The 19,204-nt window shown below is 34.3% G+C and carries 16 protein-coding genes and 1 riboswitch; of the genes, 6 read left to right on the plus strand and 10 right to left on the minus strand.

Annotated elements, in window-relative coordinates; translation table 11 throughout:
• Nucleotides 1-130: 130 nt before the first annotated feature.
• The 3 genes from BCI01S_RS04080 to BCI01S_RS04090 all read right to left on the minus strand — a co-directional run bounded on the left by BCI01S_RS04080 (nt 131) and on the right by BCI01S_RS04090 (nt 5,112).
• Nucleotides 131-2,779: a cation-translocating P-type ATPase gene (locus tag BCI01S_RS04080; RefSeq protein WP_061796803.1), complete on the minus strand. Its 2,649-nt coding sequence runs from the start codon at nt 2,777-2,779 to the stop codon at nt 131-133.
• Nucleotides 2,780-3,127: 348 nt separating this feature from the next.
• A complete protein-coding gene (ptsP, locus tag BCI01S_RS04085; protein WP_061796805.1) occupies nt 3,128-4,846 on the minus strand; it encodes a phosphoenolpyruvate--protein phosphotransferase in 1,719 nt (572 codons plus the stop codon).
• The gene (locus tag BCI01S_RS04090; RefSeq protein ID WP_016200927.1) at nt 4,846-5,112 is read right to left on the minus strand and encodes a phosphocarrier protein HPr; all 267 of its coding nucleotides are present in this window, start codon (nt 5,110-5,112) and stop codon (nt 4,846-4,848) included. Before BCI01S_RS04090 ends, ptsP begins: the two co-directional genes overlap by 1 nt.
• Before the next feature lie 709 nt (nt 5,113-5,821).
• On the opposite strand from BCI01S_RS04090, the gene BCI01S_RS04095 reads away from it, so the two are divergent.
• Nucleotides 5,822-6,190: a PilZ domain-containing protein gene (locus BCI01S_RS04095; RefSeq protein WP_061796806.1), complete on the plus strand. Its 369-nt coding sequence runs from the start codon at nt 5,822-5,824 to the stop codon at nt 6,188-6,190.
• A 98-nt stretch (nt 6,191-6,288) separates the two neighbouring features.
• Here BCI01S_RS04095 and ykzS read toward each other — a convergent pair whose 3' ends face one another.
• Nucleotides 6,289-6,483, minus strand: a complete 195-nt coding sequence (gene ykzS, locus BCI01S_RS04100) for a protein YkzS (protein ID WP_047942963.1) — start codon at nt 6,481-6,483, stop codon at nt 6,289-6,291.
• A gap of 475 nt (nt 6,484-6,958) precedes the next feature.
• Between ykzS and BCI01S_RS24595 the strand changes: the two genes are divergently transcribed.
• Nucleotides 6,959-7,132, plus strand: a complete 174-nt coding sequence (locus BCI01S_RS24595) for a YkvS family protein (RefSeq protein ID WP_082138361.1) — start codon at nt 6,959-6,961, stop codon at nt 7,130-7,132.
• A 97-nt stretch (nt 7,133-7,229) separates the two neighbouring features.
• Here BCI01S_RS24595 and BCI01S_RS25870 read toward each other — a convergent pair whose 3' ends face one another.
• Nucleotides 7,230-7,334: a DUF6254 family protein gene (locus BCI01S_RS25870; protein WP_220040981.1), complete on the minus strand. Its 105-nt coding sequence runs from the start codon at nt 7,332-7,334 to the stop codon at nt 7,230-7,232.
• Nucleotides 7,335-7,543: 209 nt separating this feature from the next.
• Nucleotides 7,544-7,625: riboswitch (glycine riboswitch) on the plus strand.
• Nucleotides 7,626-7,764: 139 nt separating this feature from the next.
• Between BCI01S_RS25870 and BCI01S_RS04105 the strand changes: the two genes are divergently transcribed.
• Both BCI01S_RS04105 and BCI01S_RS04110 read left to right on the plus strand, forming a co-directional pair.
• Nucleotides 7,765-8,043 carry an ACT domain-containing protein gene (locus tag BCI01S_RS04105; protein WP_047942962.1) on the plus strand — a complete coding sequence of 93 codons (279 nt, stop codon included), beginning with the start codon at nt 7,765-7,767 and terminating at the stop codon, nt 8,041-8,043.
• 17 nt (nt 8,044-8,060) lie between these two features.
• On the plus strand, nt 8,061-9,422 hold the full coding sequence (locus tag BCI01S_RS04110) for a PFL family protein (RefSeq protein WP_047942961.1): 1,362 nt from the start codon (nt 8,061-8,063) through the stop codon (nt 9,420-9,422).
• A gap of 70 nt (nt 9,423-9,492) precedes the next feature.
• Here BCI01S_RS04110 and BCI01S_RS04115 read toward each other — a convergent pair whose 3' ends face one another.
• On the minus strand, nt 9,493-10,524 hold the full coding sequence (locus BCI01S_RS04115; protein ID WP_047942960.1) for a YkvI family membrane protein: 1,032 nt from the start codon (nt 10,522-10,524) through the stop codon (nt 9,493-9,495).
• Between the two features lie 260 nt (nt 10,525-10,784).
• On the opposite strand from BCI01S_RS04115, the gene BCI01S_RS04120 reads away from it, so the two are divergent.
• Nucleotides 10,785-12,941, plus strand: a complete 2,157-nt coding sequence (locus BCI01S_RS04120; protein WP_047942959.1) for an ATP-dependent Clp protease ATP-binding subunit — start codon at nt 10,785-10,787, stop codon at nt 12,939-12,941.
• A gap of 48 nt (nt 12,942-12,989) precedes the next feature.
• Here the strand turns inward: BCI01S_RS04120 and BCI01S_RS04125 are convergent, their stop codons facing one another.
• Together BCI01S_RS04125 and BCI01S_RS04130 are read right to left on the minus strand one after the other, a co-directional pair.
• Complete coding sequence (locus tag BCI01S_RS04125; RefSeq protein WP_061796808.1) at nt 12,990-14,684, minus strand: M3 family oligoendopeptidase; 1,695 nt, start codon at nt 14,682-14,684, stop codon at nt 12,990-12,992.
• A 155-nt stretch (nt 14,685-14,839) separates the two neighbouring features.
• Nucleotides 14,840-15,280, minus strand: coding sequence for a MarR family winged helix-turn-helix transcriptional regulator (locus tag BCI01S_RS04130; RefSeq protein ID WP_047942957.1), 441 nt, complete (start codon nt 15,278-15,280; stop codon nt 14,840-14,842).
• Nucleotides 15,281-15,453: 173 nt separating this feature from the next.
• Here BCI01S_RS04130 and BCI01S_RS04135 point away from each other — a divergent pair, with 173 nt between their 5' ends.
• Nucleotides 15,454-16,944: an ATP-binding protein gene (locus BCI01S_RS04135; protein ID WP_047942956.1), complete on the plus strand. Its 1,491-nt coding sequence runs from the start codon at nt 15,454-15,456 to the stop codon at nt 16,942-16,944.
• 228 nt (nt 16,945-17,172) lie between these two features.
• Here the strand turns inward: BCI01S_RS04135 and BCI01S_RS04140 are convergent, their stop codons facing one another.
• On the minus strand, nt 17,173-17,442 hold the full coding sequence (locus tag BCI01S_RS04140; protein ID WP_053215712.1) for an aspartyl-phosphate phosphatase Spo0E family protein: 270 nt from the start codon (nt 17,440-17,442) through the stop codon (nt 17,173-17,175).
• A gap of 390 nt (nt 17,443-17,832) precedes the next feature.
• The gene (locus BCI01S_RS04145) at nt 17,833-19,008 is read right to left on the minus strand and encodes a pyridoxal phosphate-dependent aminotransferase (protein ID WP_061796811.1); all 1,176 of its coding nucleotides are present in this window, start codon (nt 19,006-19,008) and stop codon (nt 17,833-17,835) included.
• Nucleotides 19,009-19,204: the final 196 nt, after the last annotated feature.

The raw sequence follows: 19,204 nt of genomic DNA on the forward strand, positions 1-19,204 counted from the left end.
TCTTTTTCTAATAGTATCATGAAAGCAGGTATAATTCTTCTATAGAATATTGAAAACTGCTAATAGAAAAAAACTACCCAATATCCCAATCTTTCTAAACCGATCGCATAATACTAGGTAGTTTTTTCTTTTACTTATTACGTAATACCCGCACAAGAAGCATTTTCATTATTTCCATTGCTATTACTGCTCCGATGGCCAACCCAGCTGCAATTAACCATTCGTTTAAGCCAAAGGAATCAGGAATGGCGAATACTTCTCTAGCAAAAGGCAGGATGGTAACTAAATAAAGCAAGAAACAAATACCAACTGCTCCTAATACATATTTATTAGAGAATAGGCCCACACCAAAGATTGTTTGGGTGCTAGAACGTGCAGCAAAGGTTTGCAAGGAACGAGAAAGGATTAACGTGGTGAAGGCCATCGCTACTCCTAATTCATCTGAATGCTGTAAACCAATATAATGAGAGATAATAACCGCAATACCAATTAATACCCCTCTTACAACGACCGCTCGAAGCGTCCCACCTGCAAAAATTCCTTCTTTCACGTCTCGCGGCTTTCGCTTCATAACACCAGGCTCTGACTTTTCCATTCCAAGAGCAATGGCTGGTAAGGAGTCGTTTACCAAGTTTATAAATAATAATTGTAATGCTGTAAAGGGATTTGCCCATCCTGCAATAACCGCAAACAAAATGGCTATAATAGCACCGAAGTTTCCTGCAAACAAATAGCCAATTGATTTTTTGATATTGTCAAAAACAGTTCTTCCTACTCCTACAGCATTTACAATCGAAACAAAGTTATCATCCGTAAGAATCATATCAGCTGAATCTTTAGCAACATCTGTCCCGCTTCCCATTGCAATACCAATGTCTGCCTGTTTTAGTGCTGGCGCATCATTGACTCCATCACCTGTCATCGCAACAATTCGATTTTTCTTTTGCCAAGCTCGCACAATGCGGATTTTATTTTCTGGAGAAACACGTGCATATACAGATATTTGTTCTAATTTTTGATTCAGTTCTTCATCTGATAATGCATCTAATTCTTGGCCTGTTAAAGCAATATCATTATTCTCCATTAATCCGATTTTACGGCCAATGGCTTGTGCTGTGGTTTTATGATCTCCTGTAATCATTACTGTACGAATCCCCGCATCTTTTGTTTGCTCAATCGATCCGTAAACAGCTTCACGTGGTGGATCCATCATCGCCGTTAAACCAACAAGGATGAGATCCGATTCATCTTCTTCCGTAATAGTTCTCTTATCTTCGGGCACATGCTTATATCCATATGCAAGAACTCTTAATGCTTGATTGGAAAAATCCTCATTAGCCTCCTGCAACTTCTTTAACCAATCGTTTGTAAATGGCTCTTCCCTTTCATTTACTAATATTTTTGTCGCCCGGTTAAACATAACATCTGGGCCACCTTTTACAAGCATGAAACGTTTATTATCAATGGTATGAATCGTAGACATTAGTTTGCGATCCGAATCAAACGGTAATTCTGCTTCTCTAGGATATCTTGAGCGAATTTGTTCATAATTTCTTTTACCATCATTATAGAAGTTAATAAGCGCCACTTCTGTGGGATCTCCCACTTCTCTATTTTCTTTATTAATGTACGAATCATTACATAATACAGCTATATTCAGCAAAAAAGTTTCCGAATGATTCCATTGAGAAGGATCTGGTGGTAAATGTTCTCTTACTCCTTCCGGTATAAAATAATCGGTTACGGTCATTTTATTTTGTGTCAATGTTCCAGTTTTATCTGTACATATCACACTGGTAGAACCAAGCGTCTCGACTGCAGGCAACTTTCGTATAATAGCACTCTGTTTTGCCATTTTATTAGTTCCAACCGACAAGACAATGGTTACAATAGATGATAAAGCTTCTGGAATAGCCGCTACGGCAACGGCTACTGCAAATAGTAACGCATTAAGAATAGAAGTTGTAACATCAACATTTTCATCTCCTAACCATATTCTTAATGCTTGAATAGCAAAAATAAGAATAGATAAGAGAAGAATTCCTACTCCTAATTTTTTACTAAATTCGGCAAGCTTCTGTTGTAATGGTGTTTGTTTTTCCTCTGCCTTATTAAGCATATCAGCAATTTTACCAATTTCCGTTTTTTCCCCTGTACCGGTTACAACAAAGGTCCCTCGGCCATAAACGACTAGTGAACTACTGTATACCATATTAATCCGGTCGCCAAGTGCAGCTTCCTCAACTATTACTTTATCTTGTTTTTCAATAGCTTCTGATTCCCCTGTTAACATTCCTTCATTTACTTTCAGAGAACCACTTTCTAAAATACGTCCATCTGCTGGGATAAAATCACCAGCTTCTAGAAAGACGATATCTCCTGGAACTAACTCCCGTGCAGGAATTGTGATATTGGTATTATCTCGCCTTACTTTTGCCTCCGGTGCGCTCATATTACGTAAAGCATCTAAAGAACTTTCTGCCTTTTTTGTTTGAATCACACTAATAACAGAATTTAGCAATAACACTAAAAAAATAATAAGAGATTCAACAAATTTCCCCATGATTAATTGGATAATAATTACTAGTAATAAGACAATAACCATTGGGTCTTTAAACGTTTCTAAAAAGAGCTTCCAAGTTGGTATTTTTTCTTTATCTTGTAGCTCATTGTAACCCTCTTTTTCCAAGCTTTCTTTTACTTTGTCTGTTGATAGTCCTTGTTCAGATGACTGCAAATCTTTTAATACTGCTTCTTTATCCTTTTGATAAAATTCCACGTGACTTTATTCAACTCCTTATGATTCCGTCTTATTACACCTTAATGAAATGGAACAAATAAACTGTTCTTTGTTCATATGTATAGCGGCATACTTCTATTTAAAACCCCTTCCCATTATTTAATTTTTATAAACCTGTCTCAAAAAACAATGGAATAGTTGTATTTTGCCTCCATCTTTCCTTTTCATGTATGGTTGAAACTTTAAAGATAAGCAAAAAAAAAACTGACTAGAATCATCTAGTCAGTTCAAATAAGGGGAAAATGAGAATAGCGTTAAGCTAACTTGTAAAAAGAGCTTATGCTATTTTTATTTATACCCACTATTTTTAAGGATAAACCTGTTTTTTTAAGAAAGTTTCGCAGCTGCTTTTACTGCTTCCATAACTTCTTCCGTTGTAGACATTTGTAATGCTTTTGCTGCTAATTCTTCCATTTCTGCTTTAGAAAGATTTAGAATTTGTGATCTTGCTTTTAAGATAGATGTAGCACTCATAGAGAATTCATCTAAGCCTAATCCTAATAATAAAGGAATAGCTGTTTCATCTCCTGCCATCTCTCCACACATACCTGCCCATTTACCTTCTTTATGTGCTGCATCAATAACCATTTTAACAAGACGCAGAATAGAAGGATTGTATGGTTGGTAAAGGTATGAAACGCGTTCGTTCATACGGTCTGCAGCCATTGTATATTGGATTAAATCATTTGTTCCAATACTGAAGAAGTCAACTTCTTTCGCAAACTGATCTGCAAGCACTGCTGTAGAAGGAATTTCCACCATGATTCCTAGTTCGATTTTGTCTGCAACTTTAACGCCTTCAGACACTAAATTAGCTTTCTCTTCTTCTAAAAGAGATTTAGCTGCACGGAATTCATTTAATGTAGCAATCATTGGGAACATAATTTTTAGATTTCCATATGAGCTTGCACGCAGCAATGCTCTTAATTGCGTACGGAAAATATCTTTCTCCTCCAGGCAAAGACGAATTGCACGGAAACCTAAGAATGGGTTCATTTCTTTTGGCAGATCTAGATAAGGTAATTCTTTATCTCCACCAATATCTAATGTACGAACAACAACTGGCTTTCCTTTCATGCCTTCAAGAACAGCTTTATAAGACTCAAATTGCTCATCTTCTGTTGGAAGCTGATCTCTTCCCATGTATAAGAATTCTGTACGATATAAACCGACAGCTTCTGCACCGTTATTCGTTACCCCTTCTAAATCATTAGGTGTACCGATATTTGCAGCAAGTTCAACGTGAACACCGTCAGAGCTTACTGTTTGTTCATTAACTAGTTTAGCCCACTCTGCTTTTTGCTGTTCATATTGCTCGGCAACTTTTTTATAGCTTTCGACTACTTCAGGTGTTGGATTAACATGGATTTCTCCTTTTAATCCATCAACAATGACTAAATCGCCATTATTAATTTCTTCTGTTGCTTTTTTTGTCCCTACAACAGCAGGAATTTCTAAAGAACGAGCCATGATGGCAGAGTGAGATGTTCTTCCACCAATATCTGTTGTGAATCCCTTAACAAATTGGCGGTTAAGTTGTGCAGTATCAGATGGTGTTAAATCTTCTGCAACTACAACTACTTCTTCAGAAATCATACTTGGATTTGCTAAATGTACGCCTAAAAGGTGAGACATTACACGCTTTGTTACATCGCGAATATCTGCAGCTCTTTCTTGCATATACTCGTTATCCATTGATTCAAACATCGTAATAAACATGTCTGTTGTTTCTTTTAATGCAAATTCTGCGTTCACTAGGTCTGTTTTAATTTTGTCTTCAATAGGTGCAATTAATTCTGGATCACTTAATACTAATAAATGCGCTTCAAAAATAGCAGCTTTATCCGCACCAAGCTCTTTATTAGCTTTTTCACGAATAGCTTCTAATTCTGATTTCGCTTTATTTAAAGCTTCTTGAAAACGAGAAATTTCACTTTCTACATTTTCCACACTAGTCTTTTCAAAAGAAAGATCTGGTTCAACTAGGCGATAAGCTTTAGCAATGGCTATTCCACTAGATGCAGCAATTCCTTGTAAAAAACTCATTATTCTGCTAAACCTTCTTTATTTAAAGTTTCTTGTAATCCATTAATTGCTTCCTGTTCGTCGTTACCTTCAGCAATAATTTTAATATCAGCACCTTGAGCAATACCTAATGACATAACACCCATAATCGATTTAAGATTCACTTTTTTCTCTTTATATTCTAATTGAATATCTGAGTCAAACTTGCTAGCAGCTTGTACTAAAAGAGTCGCCGGTCTAGCATGAATTCCTGTATCTGCAATAACTTTAAATTGTTTTTCTACCATAATAAAATCATTCTCCTTTATCGATTAAGTTATAAGATGTTAACATAAGCTAAACTTTTCAAACTTAAACAACCTTAATATAAACCAACAATTGTTTATCATAAATAATATATAATTTATATATTACAATTGTAAACTGAAAGCTATGTATTTTGTCGAAAAAAATTAATTGTCTATGTACACAAACTTTCTTTACAACCATTTATAGCATCTTCTAAAAAGATGAGAACAAGTAGAATAGTGTTCAAAATAGGCAGGTAATTTAAGTTTTTTGAAAAAGACATCTCAAATGAAAGAATAGCATTTCTTTGTTATATAGACAATCAAAATTTACTAAACGACAAAAAATAGTTAACTTTATGGGGAATTTTAGGGGAATTAGTCCAAATTTGGATGATTAATTCCTGTTTATAAAATCCCCAAAAAGTTAACTTTTATTCAATTAGCTGCATTTAACATTATCTAAAAAAAGAAACTGTACTTCTTGCAATTCAGACAAGGATTTACATAGAAACATTTTAAAATGAAAATATATTGCATTATCTCCTTAAACAAGCTTAAATATTATTAAAACTTCCGAGTTACATTAATTCTATGTAAAAGTGATTACTTTTTCTAGACTTAGAAACTAGAGCATTTTCCAGTTTAATGCCATTACTCTCCAAGCATTAATGATTTAACTGGATCATGGACAAAAGAGAGGGAAATTATGAGATACAACCGGAATGAATCTTTTCGATATCAATTAACTGATTTTATAGATGCTACATTTACTGTAAAAGTTGACGAAGCTACTCTTTCTAGAAAAGGTCATGCTTTTATAAATAATATAAGCCCCAACGGGTTACGTTTCCGAACAGAATATGACTTACCAGCTGATGATACACGATTACTTTTGCAGCTTCAATTCCATCTAAATAGAAGAGAAATAGTAATGCCTGGTCATATATCGTGGAAGAAAAAAATCGGAAATCAATATGAATATGGCTTTGAAGGCACAGGAAACAAGGAAGCTAAGCAGCAGATTATCAGGGGACTAAAGGAACTTTCCCGAATAGAGAACAAAGAGACACCGTAATTAATTTACGGTGACCTCTATTGATAAACCCCGCTTATGAAAAGCGAGGTTTTCTTGTATTCACTATATATTATAGAGAGCGAATTAATTTCAACCCTTTAACTTCTCGGTTCATCCATATATTTATACGTAACATCTCCTCCTATTTCCGCAATTCCTTTAAAATGTTTAAAATCTTCCCTCTTTACTAATTCTGCACGGAATGTAAGAAAATCCTCTTTTTTTACTCGATAGCTTTCTATTTCTCTTTTCATTAACTTGTCTAAAACTTCTTCCGCTATTTCTTTATTCATCCTCTTCACCAATTAACCTTTCCTTCATTTTTTGACCATATTTTAAATTACTTTTTTACTTTAAGTAAAGAATTCTGCATAATTCCTTTTTATGTCACTATTTTTGATATTATTATGTATAATTCTACTAATTATGTTATAATATCATCTAATATCAGAAAAGTGTATGCATTTTAATCATCAAGGATAGTCGAATATCGGTTATTCTAGAAACTGGTTCCTCATACCACTTTCTTTTCGCATCAAAATACATAATTTTTCGATAAACCAGCATTTCCCTTTATTTATTAATGAGGTATAGAAATAATTATTTAGTAACAAGCACTTATAAAAGGAAATAACACACATTTTATTCATATTTTCATAGTATATATTTAGTAAGTTTATATACCTATATGTTTACGAATAAGTTCTAAGTAGTGAAAACTATATTCAGAATTTATATAAATTTTGGAATGATAAGGAGAGATTGTGCGTGAAAATAGCTGAGGTTGGAAATATTATTGAATTTAGAGGCTTGCAAGGCATTGTTGAAAAGGTAAATGAAAATTCAGTTATTGTCGATTTGACTTATATGAATAATTACCGTGATTTAGAACTTGAGCAAAGAACCGTTGTTAACCATAAAAATTATCGTATCATTAAATAAACAAGAAACAGAAAAAAGAAGTCAGATTGGGAATTTCCCCACTTATTGACTTCTTTTTTGTATGCGCTTTACCTATCTCTATATTATAAGGAAGAAATTACTCTTCTGCTAATTCCTTTTTCGTTTTTACTTTTCCATGCGGTTTTTGTTTTTGTTTACGTACAGTCCATTCTCTTTCCTTTTCTCTCTGCGCTTTTGACACTTTTCTCACCTCCATCCCTTCCGTTTTATCATGAACAGTATTTTGTTTTTTATCCATTGCTTTCTTAACGTTTCATGACTATTCTCTCCCTATCTAAGTGACACTATGTTTGCAAATATTCTGTTGACCACTTGAACAAAAACTGTTAACATCACATTATATTTCTTAAATAATTGCATGCTATGAATGTTATGGATCAAACTATAACAGGAGCAGCTTCTGGAGAGACCGTTCTGTTAAAAACGGCACCGAAGGATTCACAATCTCAGGTAAAAGGACAGAAGATCAACCAATACATACTTAAAGTTATCGTGTCCTGGTTCTTCTTATCCTTTGAAACAGATTGGTGTCTCCAATCTGTTTTTTTCATACATTCTTACCTACTCTTTTATTTAAGATGTAAAACAATAGCGAATTATGAGGTGAAATGATGGTTCAACAACGTCGCGCAGTTGTCAGCGTAATTGGAAAAGATCAAATCGGGATTATCAGCAAGGTTACCACAATCCTTTCTAATAATCACATTAATATCCTAGATATAAGTCAAACCATTCTCCAAGATTTCTTTACGATGATGATGCTCGTAGATATCACGGATAAAGAAAACTTAGATAACTTAACAAAACAGTTTGACGAACTAAGCCAGCAGCTTCATTTAAAAATAAATATCCAATTAGAAGAAATCTTCCAATCTATGCACCGCGTTTAAGAAAAGAGGGTCCAATAATGAAAATTGCATTAAATGAAATGATGGAAACAATCAACATGGTACAGATGGAGAATCTTGATATTCGTACTGTGACAATGGGAATCAGTCTTTATGATTGTGCTGATTCTGATTTTCAAAAATTAAATGATTCTGTATACAAAAAAATTACAACTTATGCAAGCAAATTGACAGAAGTGGCAAATGCGGTAGAAAAAGAATATGGAATTCCCATTATTAATAAGCGTATTTCCATCACTCCTATTGCAGAAATACTCGGAAATAGTACAGTAGAACAGGCCGTAATGCTTGCAAAAACCCTAGATAAAGCTGCAAAAGATTTAAATGTAGATTTTATTGGTGGATATTCTGCTCTTGTTCATAAAGGCATTTCTAAAGGAGATCAAACATTATTAGATGCTCTCCCAGAAGCACTTTCTGTGACGGACCGTGTTTGTGCTTCTGTATCTGTTGCTACCACAAGAACAGGAATTAATATGGATGCTGTCAAACAAATGGGAGAAATCATCAAAAAAGCAGCAGAAAATACGAAAGACACAAATGGTTTAGCTTGTGCTAAGCTAGTTGTCTTCTGTAATCCTGTGGAGGATAATCCCTTCATGGCAGGTGCTTTCCATGGAGCTGGTGAAGGAGAAGTCGTTATCAATGTAGGGGTTAGTGGTCCTGGAGTCGTTTTAAGTGCACTAAAAAAATACCCTGAAGCAGATTTAGGCGAAGTATCAGAAATCATCAAAAAAACAACCTTTAAAATTACTCGTGCTGGTGAATTAATAGGTCGTGTCGTTGCAGAACGATTAAACGTACCGTTCGGTATTATGGATCTATCCCTTGCTCCAACAAATGCTATTAACGATAGTGTTGCAGAGATATTAGAAGAAATCGGCTTAGAACGAGTTGGAACACATGGCACTATTGCTGCCCTTGCGTTAATGAATGATGCAGTAAAAAAAGGTGGTGCAATGGCAAGCAGCTATGTCGGCGGATTAAGTGGAGCCTTTATTCCCGTGAGCGAAGACAATGGTATGATTAAAGGAATTTTAGACAATAGCCTAACCCTGTCTAAATTAGAGGCGATGACATGCGTCTGCTCTGTCGGTCTTGACATGATTGCTCTTACTGGAGATGCTACAGCTGCTACTTTATCTGCCATAATTGCCGATGAAGCAGCCATTGGGATGATTAATAAAAAAACAACAGCTGTTCGTGTTATTCCTGTTCCAGGAAAAAAAGAAGGAGAAATCGTTGAATTCGGCGGATTATTAGGTCGTGCACCAGTTATGGGTGTCAATCCATATAGCTCTGATAAACTAATTAATCGTGGTGGACGTATTCCATCTCCTCTACAAGCTTTAATTAATTAGTAATTATTATATACTGACAAGAAGTATTCCTACTTCTTAAACAATAGGATACTTCTTGTGCTGCTATTCATCACTTTGGTATAGGCTTTATCCATAAGAATAGTAAGAAGACTAAACTTATATATCCAAATATAGGATATAAAAAGGATAATAGCGTACCATATTGCACGTAACTAATTAGATAAGAAACTAAAATAATTCCTCCAATTATAACCATGCTTGGTAAAGGAATAAAACTGCGCAGCTGCCTCTCTAACCCATAGATATTCCCAATAACAGAACTAAAAATTTCTCCATAAATGACTAAAATATATACCCATGAAAGCTGCGGGGCTAAATTTTTCATAATAACAGCCATCGGAATGGAATACCGATAAATATCTGATAGCATAATAAGAGAAAAATGACTAGATATTAGTATAAGCATTAAAGCGATTCCTCCTAATATCCCTCCCCATTTAGCCACTTCTTCATCGCCAATTTCAGAAGCAGCAGGTACTAGAACCGCTATGGCCAAAGCTAAATTCAAAGCCGTATACGAAAATGGAGAACTTATCGTTTTCCATGAAATATTCTCCATCTGAAATATCTCATCAACAAATCCAGGCAAAGATAAAGAAAGTAGAAATAAAATAAAACTGAACGTGATCATAATGGGTACAACAAAAGTATTTACAGCAAACAATCCCTTTGTACCAACCCTCATAACAAGTAAGGAAAGAATAATAGTAAAGATGACACCAATGCTTTTATTCAGCCCAAGCTGCTCTTCAAATACAGCACCTGCTCCTGAGAACATCACTGCACAAACACCTAAAAGCATCAATAATAATAGAAAGTTAATCATGTTTCCAACAATGTTACCAAACAAGTAAATGGTAAATTCTTGATAGGAAGATGCCTTGATTTTGACAGATATCCTCATTAATTTTGCTCCGAAATATGCAAAAATAATCCCGCTTAAAAGTATCCCTAAAAAACCGACAAATCCATATTGTGAAAAGAACACTACTATTTCTCTCCCTGTTGCAAAACCAGCACCAACAACTGTGCCTACATAAACTGCTGCAAGCTGAATTGCAGCACTCCATTTATTTTTCACATATTTCCCTCCCTACATCAACTATATGTAGAAATGGACAAACAATGACGAGCATTTTAGCCTATTAAAAATTTATTTTATCCATGACGTTTAACCCTTTTAAAATAGGAAAATTGGTATAGATACAAAGGAGGTTTAATCATACTAAAAATTTCCAAATTTTATTTTGAGGCAAAATACTTGAAAGTCAAAAAAGGTCAAAGTATAATCATAATTACAAAAGGTCAATATTAGTCAAATTCAAAAGGAGGATATTTATAATGAAATGTGAAATGTGCCAACAAAATAATGCAACAATCAGTTTACGATTTGTTTTAAACAATATGGAAACCACTATGAACCTTTGTCATGCATGTTATCAAAAAGAAAAGCAAAAAATGACAGCACAAAGCGGCCCAATGTTTTTCCAACCTTCCCCTTTTGATGAGTTATTTCAATCATTTAACCAATCAAATCCATTAGGGGGAGCTAGTGCTTCAAAGGAAGCTCCTTTTACTAACAATCATAGAAAAGCCGGTATTCTTGACAAACATGGGAAAAACTTAAATCAAATGGCGAATGCTGGTTTGATTGATCCCGTTATCGGCAGAGAAAATGAAATCGAACGAGTTATTGAAATTCTAAATCGGAGAAATAAAAACAATCCCGTGCTAATCGGTGAACCTGGTGTCGGAAAAACAGCAATAGCGGAAGGCTTAGCATTAAAAATTATAGAAGGTAATGTTCCAAAAAAATTACAAAATAAAGAAATTTATTTATTGGATGTTGCTTCCCTTGTATCGAATACTGGAATTCGTGGACAATTTGAAGAAAAAATGAAGCAAGTAATTCAAGAAGTCCAAGCTCGAAAGAATGTAATCGTCTTTATCGATGAAATTCATCAGTTAGTTGGTGCAGGCTCTGCAGAAGGCTCAATGGATGCAGGTAATATTCTAAAACCAGCACTGGCTCGTGGCGAATTGCATATCATTGGGGCAACTACCTTAAAAGAATACCGTCAAATCGAAAAAGATGCTGCTTTAGAGCGAAGATTCCAGCCGGTACAGGTAAGTGAACCATCTGTTGAGGCTACTCTTTCCATCTTAAATGGTATAAAGGATAAGTATGAAAAGTTCCATGAAGTTACTTATACTGAGGATGCAATTAAAGCATGTGCAGAGCTCTCTCACCGTTACATCCAAGATCGCTTTTTACCAGATAAAGCAATTGATTTAATGGATGAAGCTGGTTCTAAAATGAATCTTTCTTCTACTTATCAAAACACAGAAGAAATTGAAAATCGTCTTACTATGATAGCAAAAGAAAAGGAACAAGCATTAAAAGAAGAAAATTACGAAAAAGCAGCTGAATTACGTAAAGAAGAGCAACAGCTTGAAAAAGCTATAAACGAACCAAATATCGAAGAAAAACCGATTGTCGATGTGGCTCTTATTCAACAACTTATCGAAAAGAAAACAGGTATTCCTGTTGGAAAACTACAAGAAGATGAACAACAAAAAATGAAGTTTTTAAGTGAACGATTAGCTGTAAAGGTGATTGGCCAGGACGAGGCAGTTCGAAAAGTGGCTAAAGCTATTAAGCGTAGTAGAGCGGGACTAAAATCGAAAACAAGACCAATTGGAAGCTTCCTATTTGTCGGTCCAACCGGGGTCGGAAAAACGGAACTTACCAAAACACTTGCAGAAGAATTATTTGGCACTAAAGACAGCATGATTCGATTAGACATGAGTGAATATATGGAGAAACATAGTATTAGTAAAATAATTGGTTCTCCTCCAGGCTATGTCGGTCATGAAGAAGCAGGACAATTAACGGAAAAAGTAAGAAGAAATCCATATAGCATTATCCTGCTAGATGAAATCGAAAAAGCACATCCTGATATCCAATCTATCTTCCTGCAAATTTTAGAAGATGGACGTTTAACAGATAGTCAAGGACGTACGGTAAGCTTCAAAGATTCTGTTATTATCATGACAAGTAATGCTAGTGTTGGTCATAAGCATAAAGTGGTTGGCTTTGGAAATAATGATGCCATTGAAGAAAGTAATTTATTACAAACATTAGGAAACTTCTTTAAACCAGAATTCCTTAACCGCTTTGATGCGATTATTGAATTTAAAACACTTGAAAAAGAACACTTACTTCGCATTACTGATTTATTGATAGAAGAACTTGCACAAAACTTGCAAGAACAGAATATTACGTTACATGTGGAGGACGCTGCAAAAGAAAAAATTGTGGAACTCGGTACCCATCCAAGCTTCGGAGCTCGTCCTTTAAGAAGGGTGATTCAAGAACATTTAGAAGATCAACTGGCAGATGTTATTCTTGATGATTCATCTGTAACAGAATTAACAGCTGTTCTAGAGGATGACCAAATTAAAATAAAACCAGTTCTCTCTAAAACATTATCATAAATAAATAACTAAAACCGTGGGAGGAATTATTCCCACGGTTTTTTAATTTTATAGATTACGGTCATCTACTGAATTTAACCATTCATCGATTTCCCCTACTACAGATTCCACACAGCCTTCTTCAAAAGGAGAAATTAAATTAGCTGCTTTGACTAATTCTGTAAATGGCATACTGCCTCCCAAGCCGCAAAGCTTTACATAATCTTCCCAAGCTTCTTCTTTATTCTCTCTTGAACGTTTCCAAAATTGGAAGGCACATATTTGTGCTAATGTATAATCAATATAATAGAATGGGGAATTATAAATATGTCCTTGTTTTTGCCAGAAACCGCCATTTTCCAAATATTCATTTCCATCATAATCAAGATGAGGACTATATTTTCTTTCTATATTTCTCCATGCTTGCTTCCTTTCTGATGGAGTAGCCGTTGGGTTTTCGTAAACCCAATGCTGAAATTCATCAACTGATACTCCATACGGAAGGAATAGCAGAGCAGAACTTAAATGAGAAAACTTATATTTTTCTACATCTTCTTTAAAGAATAAATCCATCCATGGCCATGTGAAGAACTCCATACTCATGGAATGAATTTCTGCTGCTTCATATGTTGGCCAATAGTATTCTGGGATAGCAAAGCCGCCGCTAGAATACACTTGAAATGCATGACCTGCTTCATGGGTTAAGACATCAATATCGCCTGAAGTGCCATTAAAGTTTGAGAAAATAAATGGTGCTTTATAATTTTCGATAAAAGTACAATAGCCACCACCGGCTTTTCCCTTTTTAGCGACCAAATCCATTAATTCTGTTTCTCTCATATAAGAGAAGAAATCGCCTGTTTCTTTTGATAATTCATTATACATCTTTTGCCCATTTTCAACGATCCATTCTGGATCGCCTTTAGGAGCTGCATTTCCAGTTACAAATTCGAATGGTTCATCATAAAACTTTAAGGAGTCAACTCCTATTCTTTCTCTTTGTCTTTCTTTTAATTTAGTTGCTAGTGGGACGATATAGTCTTCTACTTGTTTTCTAAAGGCCGCAACCATATCTGCATTATAATCTGTGCGGTACATACGATAATAACCTAATTCGACGAAGTTTTTATAGCCTAGCTTATTAGCAATTTCTGTACGAACCTTTACCATATCATCGTATATTCTATCTAACTGCTCTTCATGTTCACGGAAAAAAGCGAACCGAGCTTCACTTGCTGCCTTTCTTGTTTCGCGATTTTTTGATTCTGTAAATGGCTGTAATTGTGCCAGTGTTCTTTCTTCCCCTTCAAACAAAATCTTGGCTGAGGCAACAAGCTTAGTATATTCAGTAGAAAGTTTATTTTCTTGCTGAAGTAATTCAACGATATCCTCTGAGAATACCTTTAATTGTGCCTCTGCTAATGCAAATAATTGCTTGCCCCATTTTTCCTCTAATTGTGGTTTAAATTTTGATTGAACAAGCGCTTGATAATACTTTGTAATAAGCCCTTCTACCTTTGGTGATATCTCATCGATATAATCTTGTTCTTGCTGGTAAAACTCATCATTTGTATCAACAGAATGGCGAATATAGCACAAATTAAACATAGTGGAAATGTCATTTCTAAGCTCATTTATTTTTTCCATTGCTGCCATTTGTTGGTCTAAATGCTCTGCCTTATTAAACTCTATTAATAATTCGTCCATTTTAATCGTAAATTCATTTATATCGGGTCTTTTGTATGTAAATTCCGAAAACTTCATTTTTTTATATCCCTCCATTTTTAACTAGCTTCTCTAATTATACATGAAAACTAGGAAGACCAATACAAAAAAGCGAATATTCATAATGGAAGATTTAATTCCTAACAAAATAAATCTTCCATCTGAAATACTCGCTTATTATAAGTTACTTTGTCTTATTTATCTCTAACAGATAATCCAAGTCTTTTTATTAATTCAATTGCGGTATCTTTTTCTTCTGTTGTCAATTCAGACATGATTTCATGAATTCTTTGCTCATGATTTGGGAAAATATTTTCTATTAATTCCTTACCATTATTAGTAATTTGAGCAAATGTAACTCGTCTATCAGTTGGACAAGCAACCCTTACTAAATATCCTTTTTCCTCTAATTTATCTACCACATACGTGATACTTCCACTTGCTAATAAAATCTTTCCCCCAATTTGCTGCAGCGGCTGATCGCCTTTATGATACAGCAATTCCAGCACTGCAAACTCTGTCGGATTCAAGCCGTTTGCCGTGATTGCCTTATTCACATTTTCATTTATTGCCCGATAAGCACGTGACAATACAATATATAACTTTAATGATTGATCGATATCTTTTTTTGCCATTTATAAACTTCCCTTATTAGTATATAATTCACTATCTCGAATTCAGATAAATTATATTATTCCCTAAGGATTTTGTCAATTTCCCGATGAAATCTACCCCCTTCATTGAGCTTTCTCTATTTCATGTTATAATTATATCTATATATTGGAATTACCCTATGGAGAATCTATTGATGAAAATAAACACACACAAAAGGCTTTTATATTTTGCAATTGTCGTTATTCCGATCATTATTACAGCTATTCTATTCTTTTATTACCAAGTAAATAGAGAAGAAGCAAAAAATAAGGCTCATGCAGAATGGGTAGCCTCTATTCACCAACGACAATGGGACTCTTATATAAACAAAATCGTCTCTTCTTTAAATATTCTAAGTCTCTCTATTCAAACTAATACCGATTCAGCAGAAGAAATTAATAACCTATTAAAAAAAGTGTTTACGAATGAGCATATTTATGGTGGTTTATTCCTGCTTGATAGTTCAGGTAAAACAATTGCTGGTGTTAACGATACGTATGATTCGATCGATATCTCTGAAGAGGATTATATAATGGAAGCTATTCATTCAAAGGACTTAGTAATTTCTAATAGAGAAGAAGTATTAAGTAACGGTCAGAAAGTAATCGGTATTGCCATGCCCATTATAAGTGACCATAATCAATTAAACTCCATTATAACTGCTTATCTCCGTGTCGATTACTTAATAAATATCACGAAAATGCTATCATCAGAGGAAAATATCGCCATTATGAATGAGCAAAAAGAACGCATTCTTTATATAAATGATGGTGCATCGATCAATAAAAAAGAAGTTATAAGCATGCCAATTGATCGTCTGCCCTGGACCATCATTGTGGAATTAGAAAAACCACATATTTGGAACATCGTAAAATCGAAAATATGGCTCCTTCTTTTTTTTATGGTGATTTTCCATTTCGTTTATATGCTTTTAATTCTTTACTATCATCGTAAAATAAGAGAAGAAGAAGCAAAGCAAAACGAAATTCAAAAATTAGAACTTGTCGGCAATTTAGCTGCTAGTTCTGCACATGAAATTAGGAATCCTCTAACCGGAATCAAAGGTCTCATTCAATTATTAAGTGAGAAATATCACGATCAGCAAGACCAGCTTTATTTTTCTATTATCCAAAAAGAAATTGTACGAATAAATGAAATCGTAAGTCAATTCCTTATCTTAGGAAAGCCAACTGCACAAAATAAGCAAAAAATAAATTTAAAATTAATCATCGCAGAACTTAATCCGCTTATCGTTTCGGAAGCAAATTTATTTAATGTAAAATATACAGAAAAGATATCTGACCAAGACATTTATATTCTCGGGATCGCCGACCAAATGAAACAAGTATTACTTAATTTAACCAAAAACGCTCTTGAAGCGATGGAAAATGGCGGGCAGTTAGAACTTTCCATACGTTCCGTTAAGTCAAACGTAATCATTACAATCACCGATAATGGCATTGGCATGTCCAATCAACAGTTAAAGAAAATATTTGAGCCATTTAATACTTCGAAGGAAACAGGGACTGGTTTGGGGCTCGTTGTATGTAAAAGAATCGTTGAATCATTCGATGGTGAAATCCATATATCCAGTAGGGAAAAGAAAGGCACGAAGGTAAATATAATCTTACCTATTATGAAATAATTATTTATCTATTCGCTTCTTGCATCATTAATGCTGTTCATCTTCTATTATTCTTCTTAAAAGAAGGATAGTAGCTATTGAACAAAAGAAGCGTTTTTTATTTTGTCAAAATATTGGTGGATAATAGGATAAGTAGTTTAAGGGAGGTCACATCTTTCTTTAAAGAAGGGCATTGATTTGGATGAAATATCATTAAGGTAATCACTGCCATTACCCTTCGCCATTTAGTTATCTATATACAACCTCGGAATAATTTTTCCGTTTATATCGGTTAGCATTGGACCAAAAAATTCGCGTGTTTTTATATTGTCGTTTTATTTGTTTTCTTTTCTCACTTTCATAGCGAAAGACAAGCTGATATTCATAGATTAATTTATCGAGTTCTTGACTCAATCTAATGGTCTCCTCATCAATTGTTCCACGCTCTTTCGCTGTTTTAATCATTACCTCCCTTTTATCTTGAATTTCAAATAATAATTCTGTTTTCCTACAATACACCTTACTTCCTCCTAATCAAATTCCTTACTTACAAACAATGCATTAATTGTTTACTTGATGAATTATTACAATAAAACAAATAAAAGTAAATAGATTCGCAATATTAGACATTTTTCTAAGTCAAAATAGGCATTTAGACTTATTTTCTCTTGATTACACTTCTTTTTTTCGACAAAAATACTGCTGAAAAGAGTCGAAAACAACTTACAACAACAGAAAGCGCTTTCTTTCTAGTCGCTTTCACCTATCAGCAAACATCTTAGTATGAAGGATCATCAGCACTTCTGGAAATTAGTCTATTAAGAGCAAAAGGCAAAGAATCATACGAAATTGTTATTTCCCATGATTCTTTGCCTTTTTTCGACTGAATTCTTATCTATTATCGAGGAATTACTTAAATATCGAGAGTGTTTTTAATCTTTCAACCGCCTCTTGCAATCTCTCTTCTTCTGTCAATAAACCAACTCGGACATATCCCTCCCCAAATGTACCAAAGCCCGAGCCTGGAGCCATTGCAATATGTACTGTTTCTAATAAATAATCACTAAATTCTTGTGACGTAAACCCATCTGGTACTTTTAACCATGCAAAGAATGAACCTTCAGGAGCATTGACTTCCCAACCAATTTTTTTAAGACCATTTATGAAGATATTTCGTCTTTGTTCGTAAAGCTGATTCATGTCTCTAATACACTCTAAAGATTCTGTTAATGCCGTATAGGCAGCTTCTTGAATCGCTCCAAATAAACTAACATATAAATGATCTTGATAAAGATTTATAGCGGAAATGACACTTCTATTTCCAACTGCAAAGGCAACTCGCCAACCTGCCATATTAAATGTCTTAGACAAAGTATAAATTTCTACACCAATATCTTTGGCACCCTCTACTTGTAAAAAGCTAAGCGGCCTTTTTCCATCAAACCCAATCGCTCCATATGCAAAATCGTGCACAATACATATATCATGCTGTTTACTTAAAGAAATTGTTTCAGCGAAAAATTCCTTTGTTGCTATTGCTCCAGTAGGATTGTTCGGATAATTTAAGAACATTAACTTTGCTTTTTCTAAATCTTCCTTTCTCACTTCCTTGTAGTTTGGTAAAAAATTATTTTCTTCACGCAATGGCATGAACACCGTCTCTGCATTTGCTAAAGCAATCCCAGATAAATAGTCGGGATAACCAGGGTCTGGAACCATTACTGTTTCGCCTGGATTTAATAAACATATAGGTATCTCTACAAGGCCGGCCTTTCCTCCAAATAATATCGCCACCTCTGATTCAGGATCTAAGTCAACATCGTATTCTTTTTTGTAAAATTCACTAATAGCTTCCTTTAAATGTTTATATCCTCGAAATGGAGAATATTTATGATTCTCAGGCTGTTCGGCAGCCACCTGCAAGCTCTTGATAATGTGAGAAGGTGTCGGTTGGTCTGGATTTCCTTGCCCTAAATTAATCACATCATATCCTTTTTCAATATAGCTGTTAACTTTACTAACTAATGAAGCAAAAAACTGCTCTGGTAAATTCTTTAATAATTGAGATTGATCATATTTCTTCATGTACTCACACCTTCTTCAATGATAAAACCTTCCAATTATTATTGGATAAACTTCTATTAGGAAATTTCGACTTTAAACATTCCCTAAGTGATTAAAATAGAAATAATCGTTTAATAATTCGCTTTTTTATGATATAACGAAATTAATATAATAATTGAATTTTTTTGTTGATTAACATTATAACGGAATTTAACGA

Origin of the sequence: Niallia circulans NBRC 13626, assembly GCF_001591585.1 — a bacterium.
GTDB lineage: Bacteria > Bacillota > Bacilli > Bacillales > Cytobacillaceae > Niallia > Niallia circulans.

Coding starts and splice junctions, on each gene's coding strand:
- ptsP (WP_061796805.1), bottom strand. CDS start 4,846: ATGAGTTTTTTACAAGGAATTGCTGCATCTAGTGGAATAGCCATTGCT.
- BCI01S_RS04090 (WP_016200927.1), bottom strand. CDS start 5,112: ATGGTAGAAAAACAATTTAAAGTTATTGCAGATACAGGAATTCATGCT.
- BCI01S_RS04095 (WP_061796806.1), top strand. CDS start 5,822: ATGAGATACAACCGGAATGAATCTTTTCGATATCAATTAACTGATTTT.
- ykzS (WP_047942963.1), bottom strand. CDS start 6,483: ATGAATAAAGAAATAGCGGAAGAAGTTTTAGACAAGTTAATGAAAAGA.
- BCI01S_RS04105 (WP_047942962.1), top strand. CDS start 7,765: ATGGTTCAACAACGTCGCGCAGTTGTCAGCGTAATTGGAAAAGATCAA.
- BCI01S_RS04110 (WP_047942961.1), top strand. CDS start 8,061: ATGAAAATTGCATTAAATGAAATGATGGAAACAATCAACATGGTACAG.
- BCI01S_RS04120 (WP_047942959.1), top strand. CDS start 10,785: ATGAAATGTGAAATGTGCCAACAAAATAATGCAACAATCAGTTTACGA.
- BCI01S_RS04125 (WP_061796808.1), bottom strand. CDS start 14,684: ATGAAGTTTTCGGAATTTACATACAAAAGACCCGATATAAATGAATTT.
- BCI01S_RS04130 (WP_047942957.1), bottom strand. CDS start 15,280: ATGGCAAAAAAAGATATCGATCAATCATTAAAGTTATATATTGTATTG.
- BCI01S_RS04135 (WP_047942956.1), top strand. CDS start 15,454: ATGAAAATAAACACACACAAAAGGCTTTTATATTTTGCAATTGTCGTT.
- BCI01S_RS04145 (WP_061796811.1), bottom strand. CDS start 19,008: ATGAAGAAATATGATCAATCTCAATTATTAAAGAATTTACCAGAGCAG.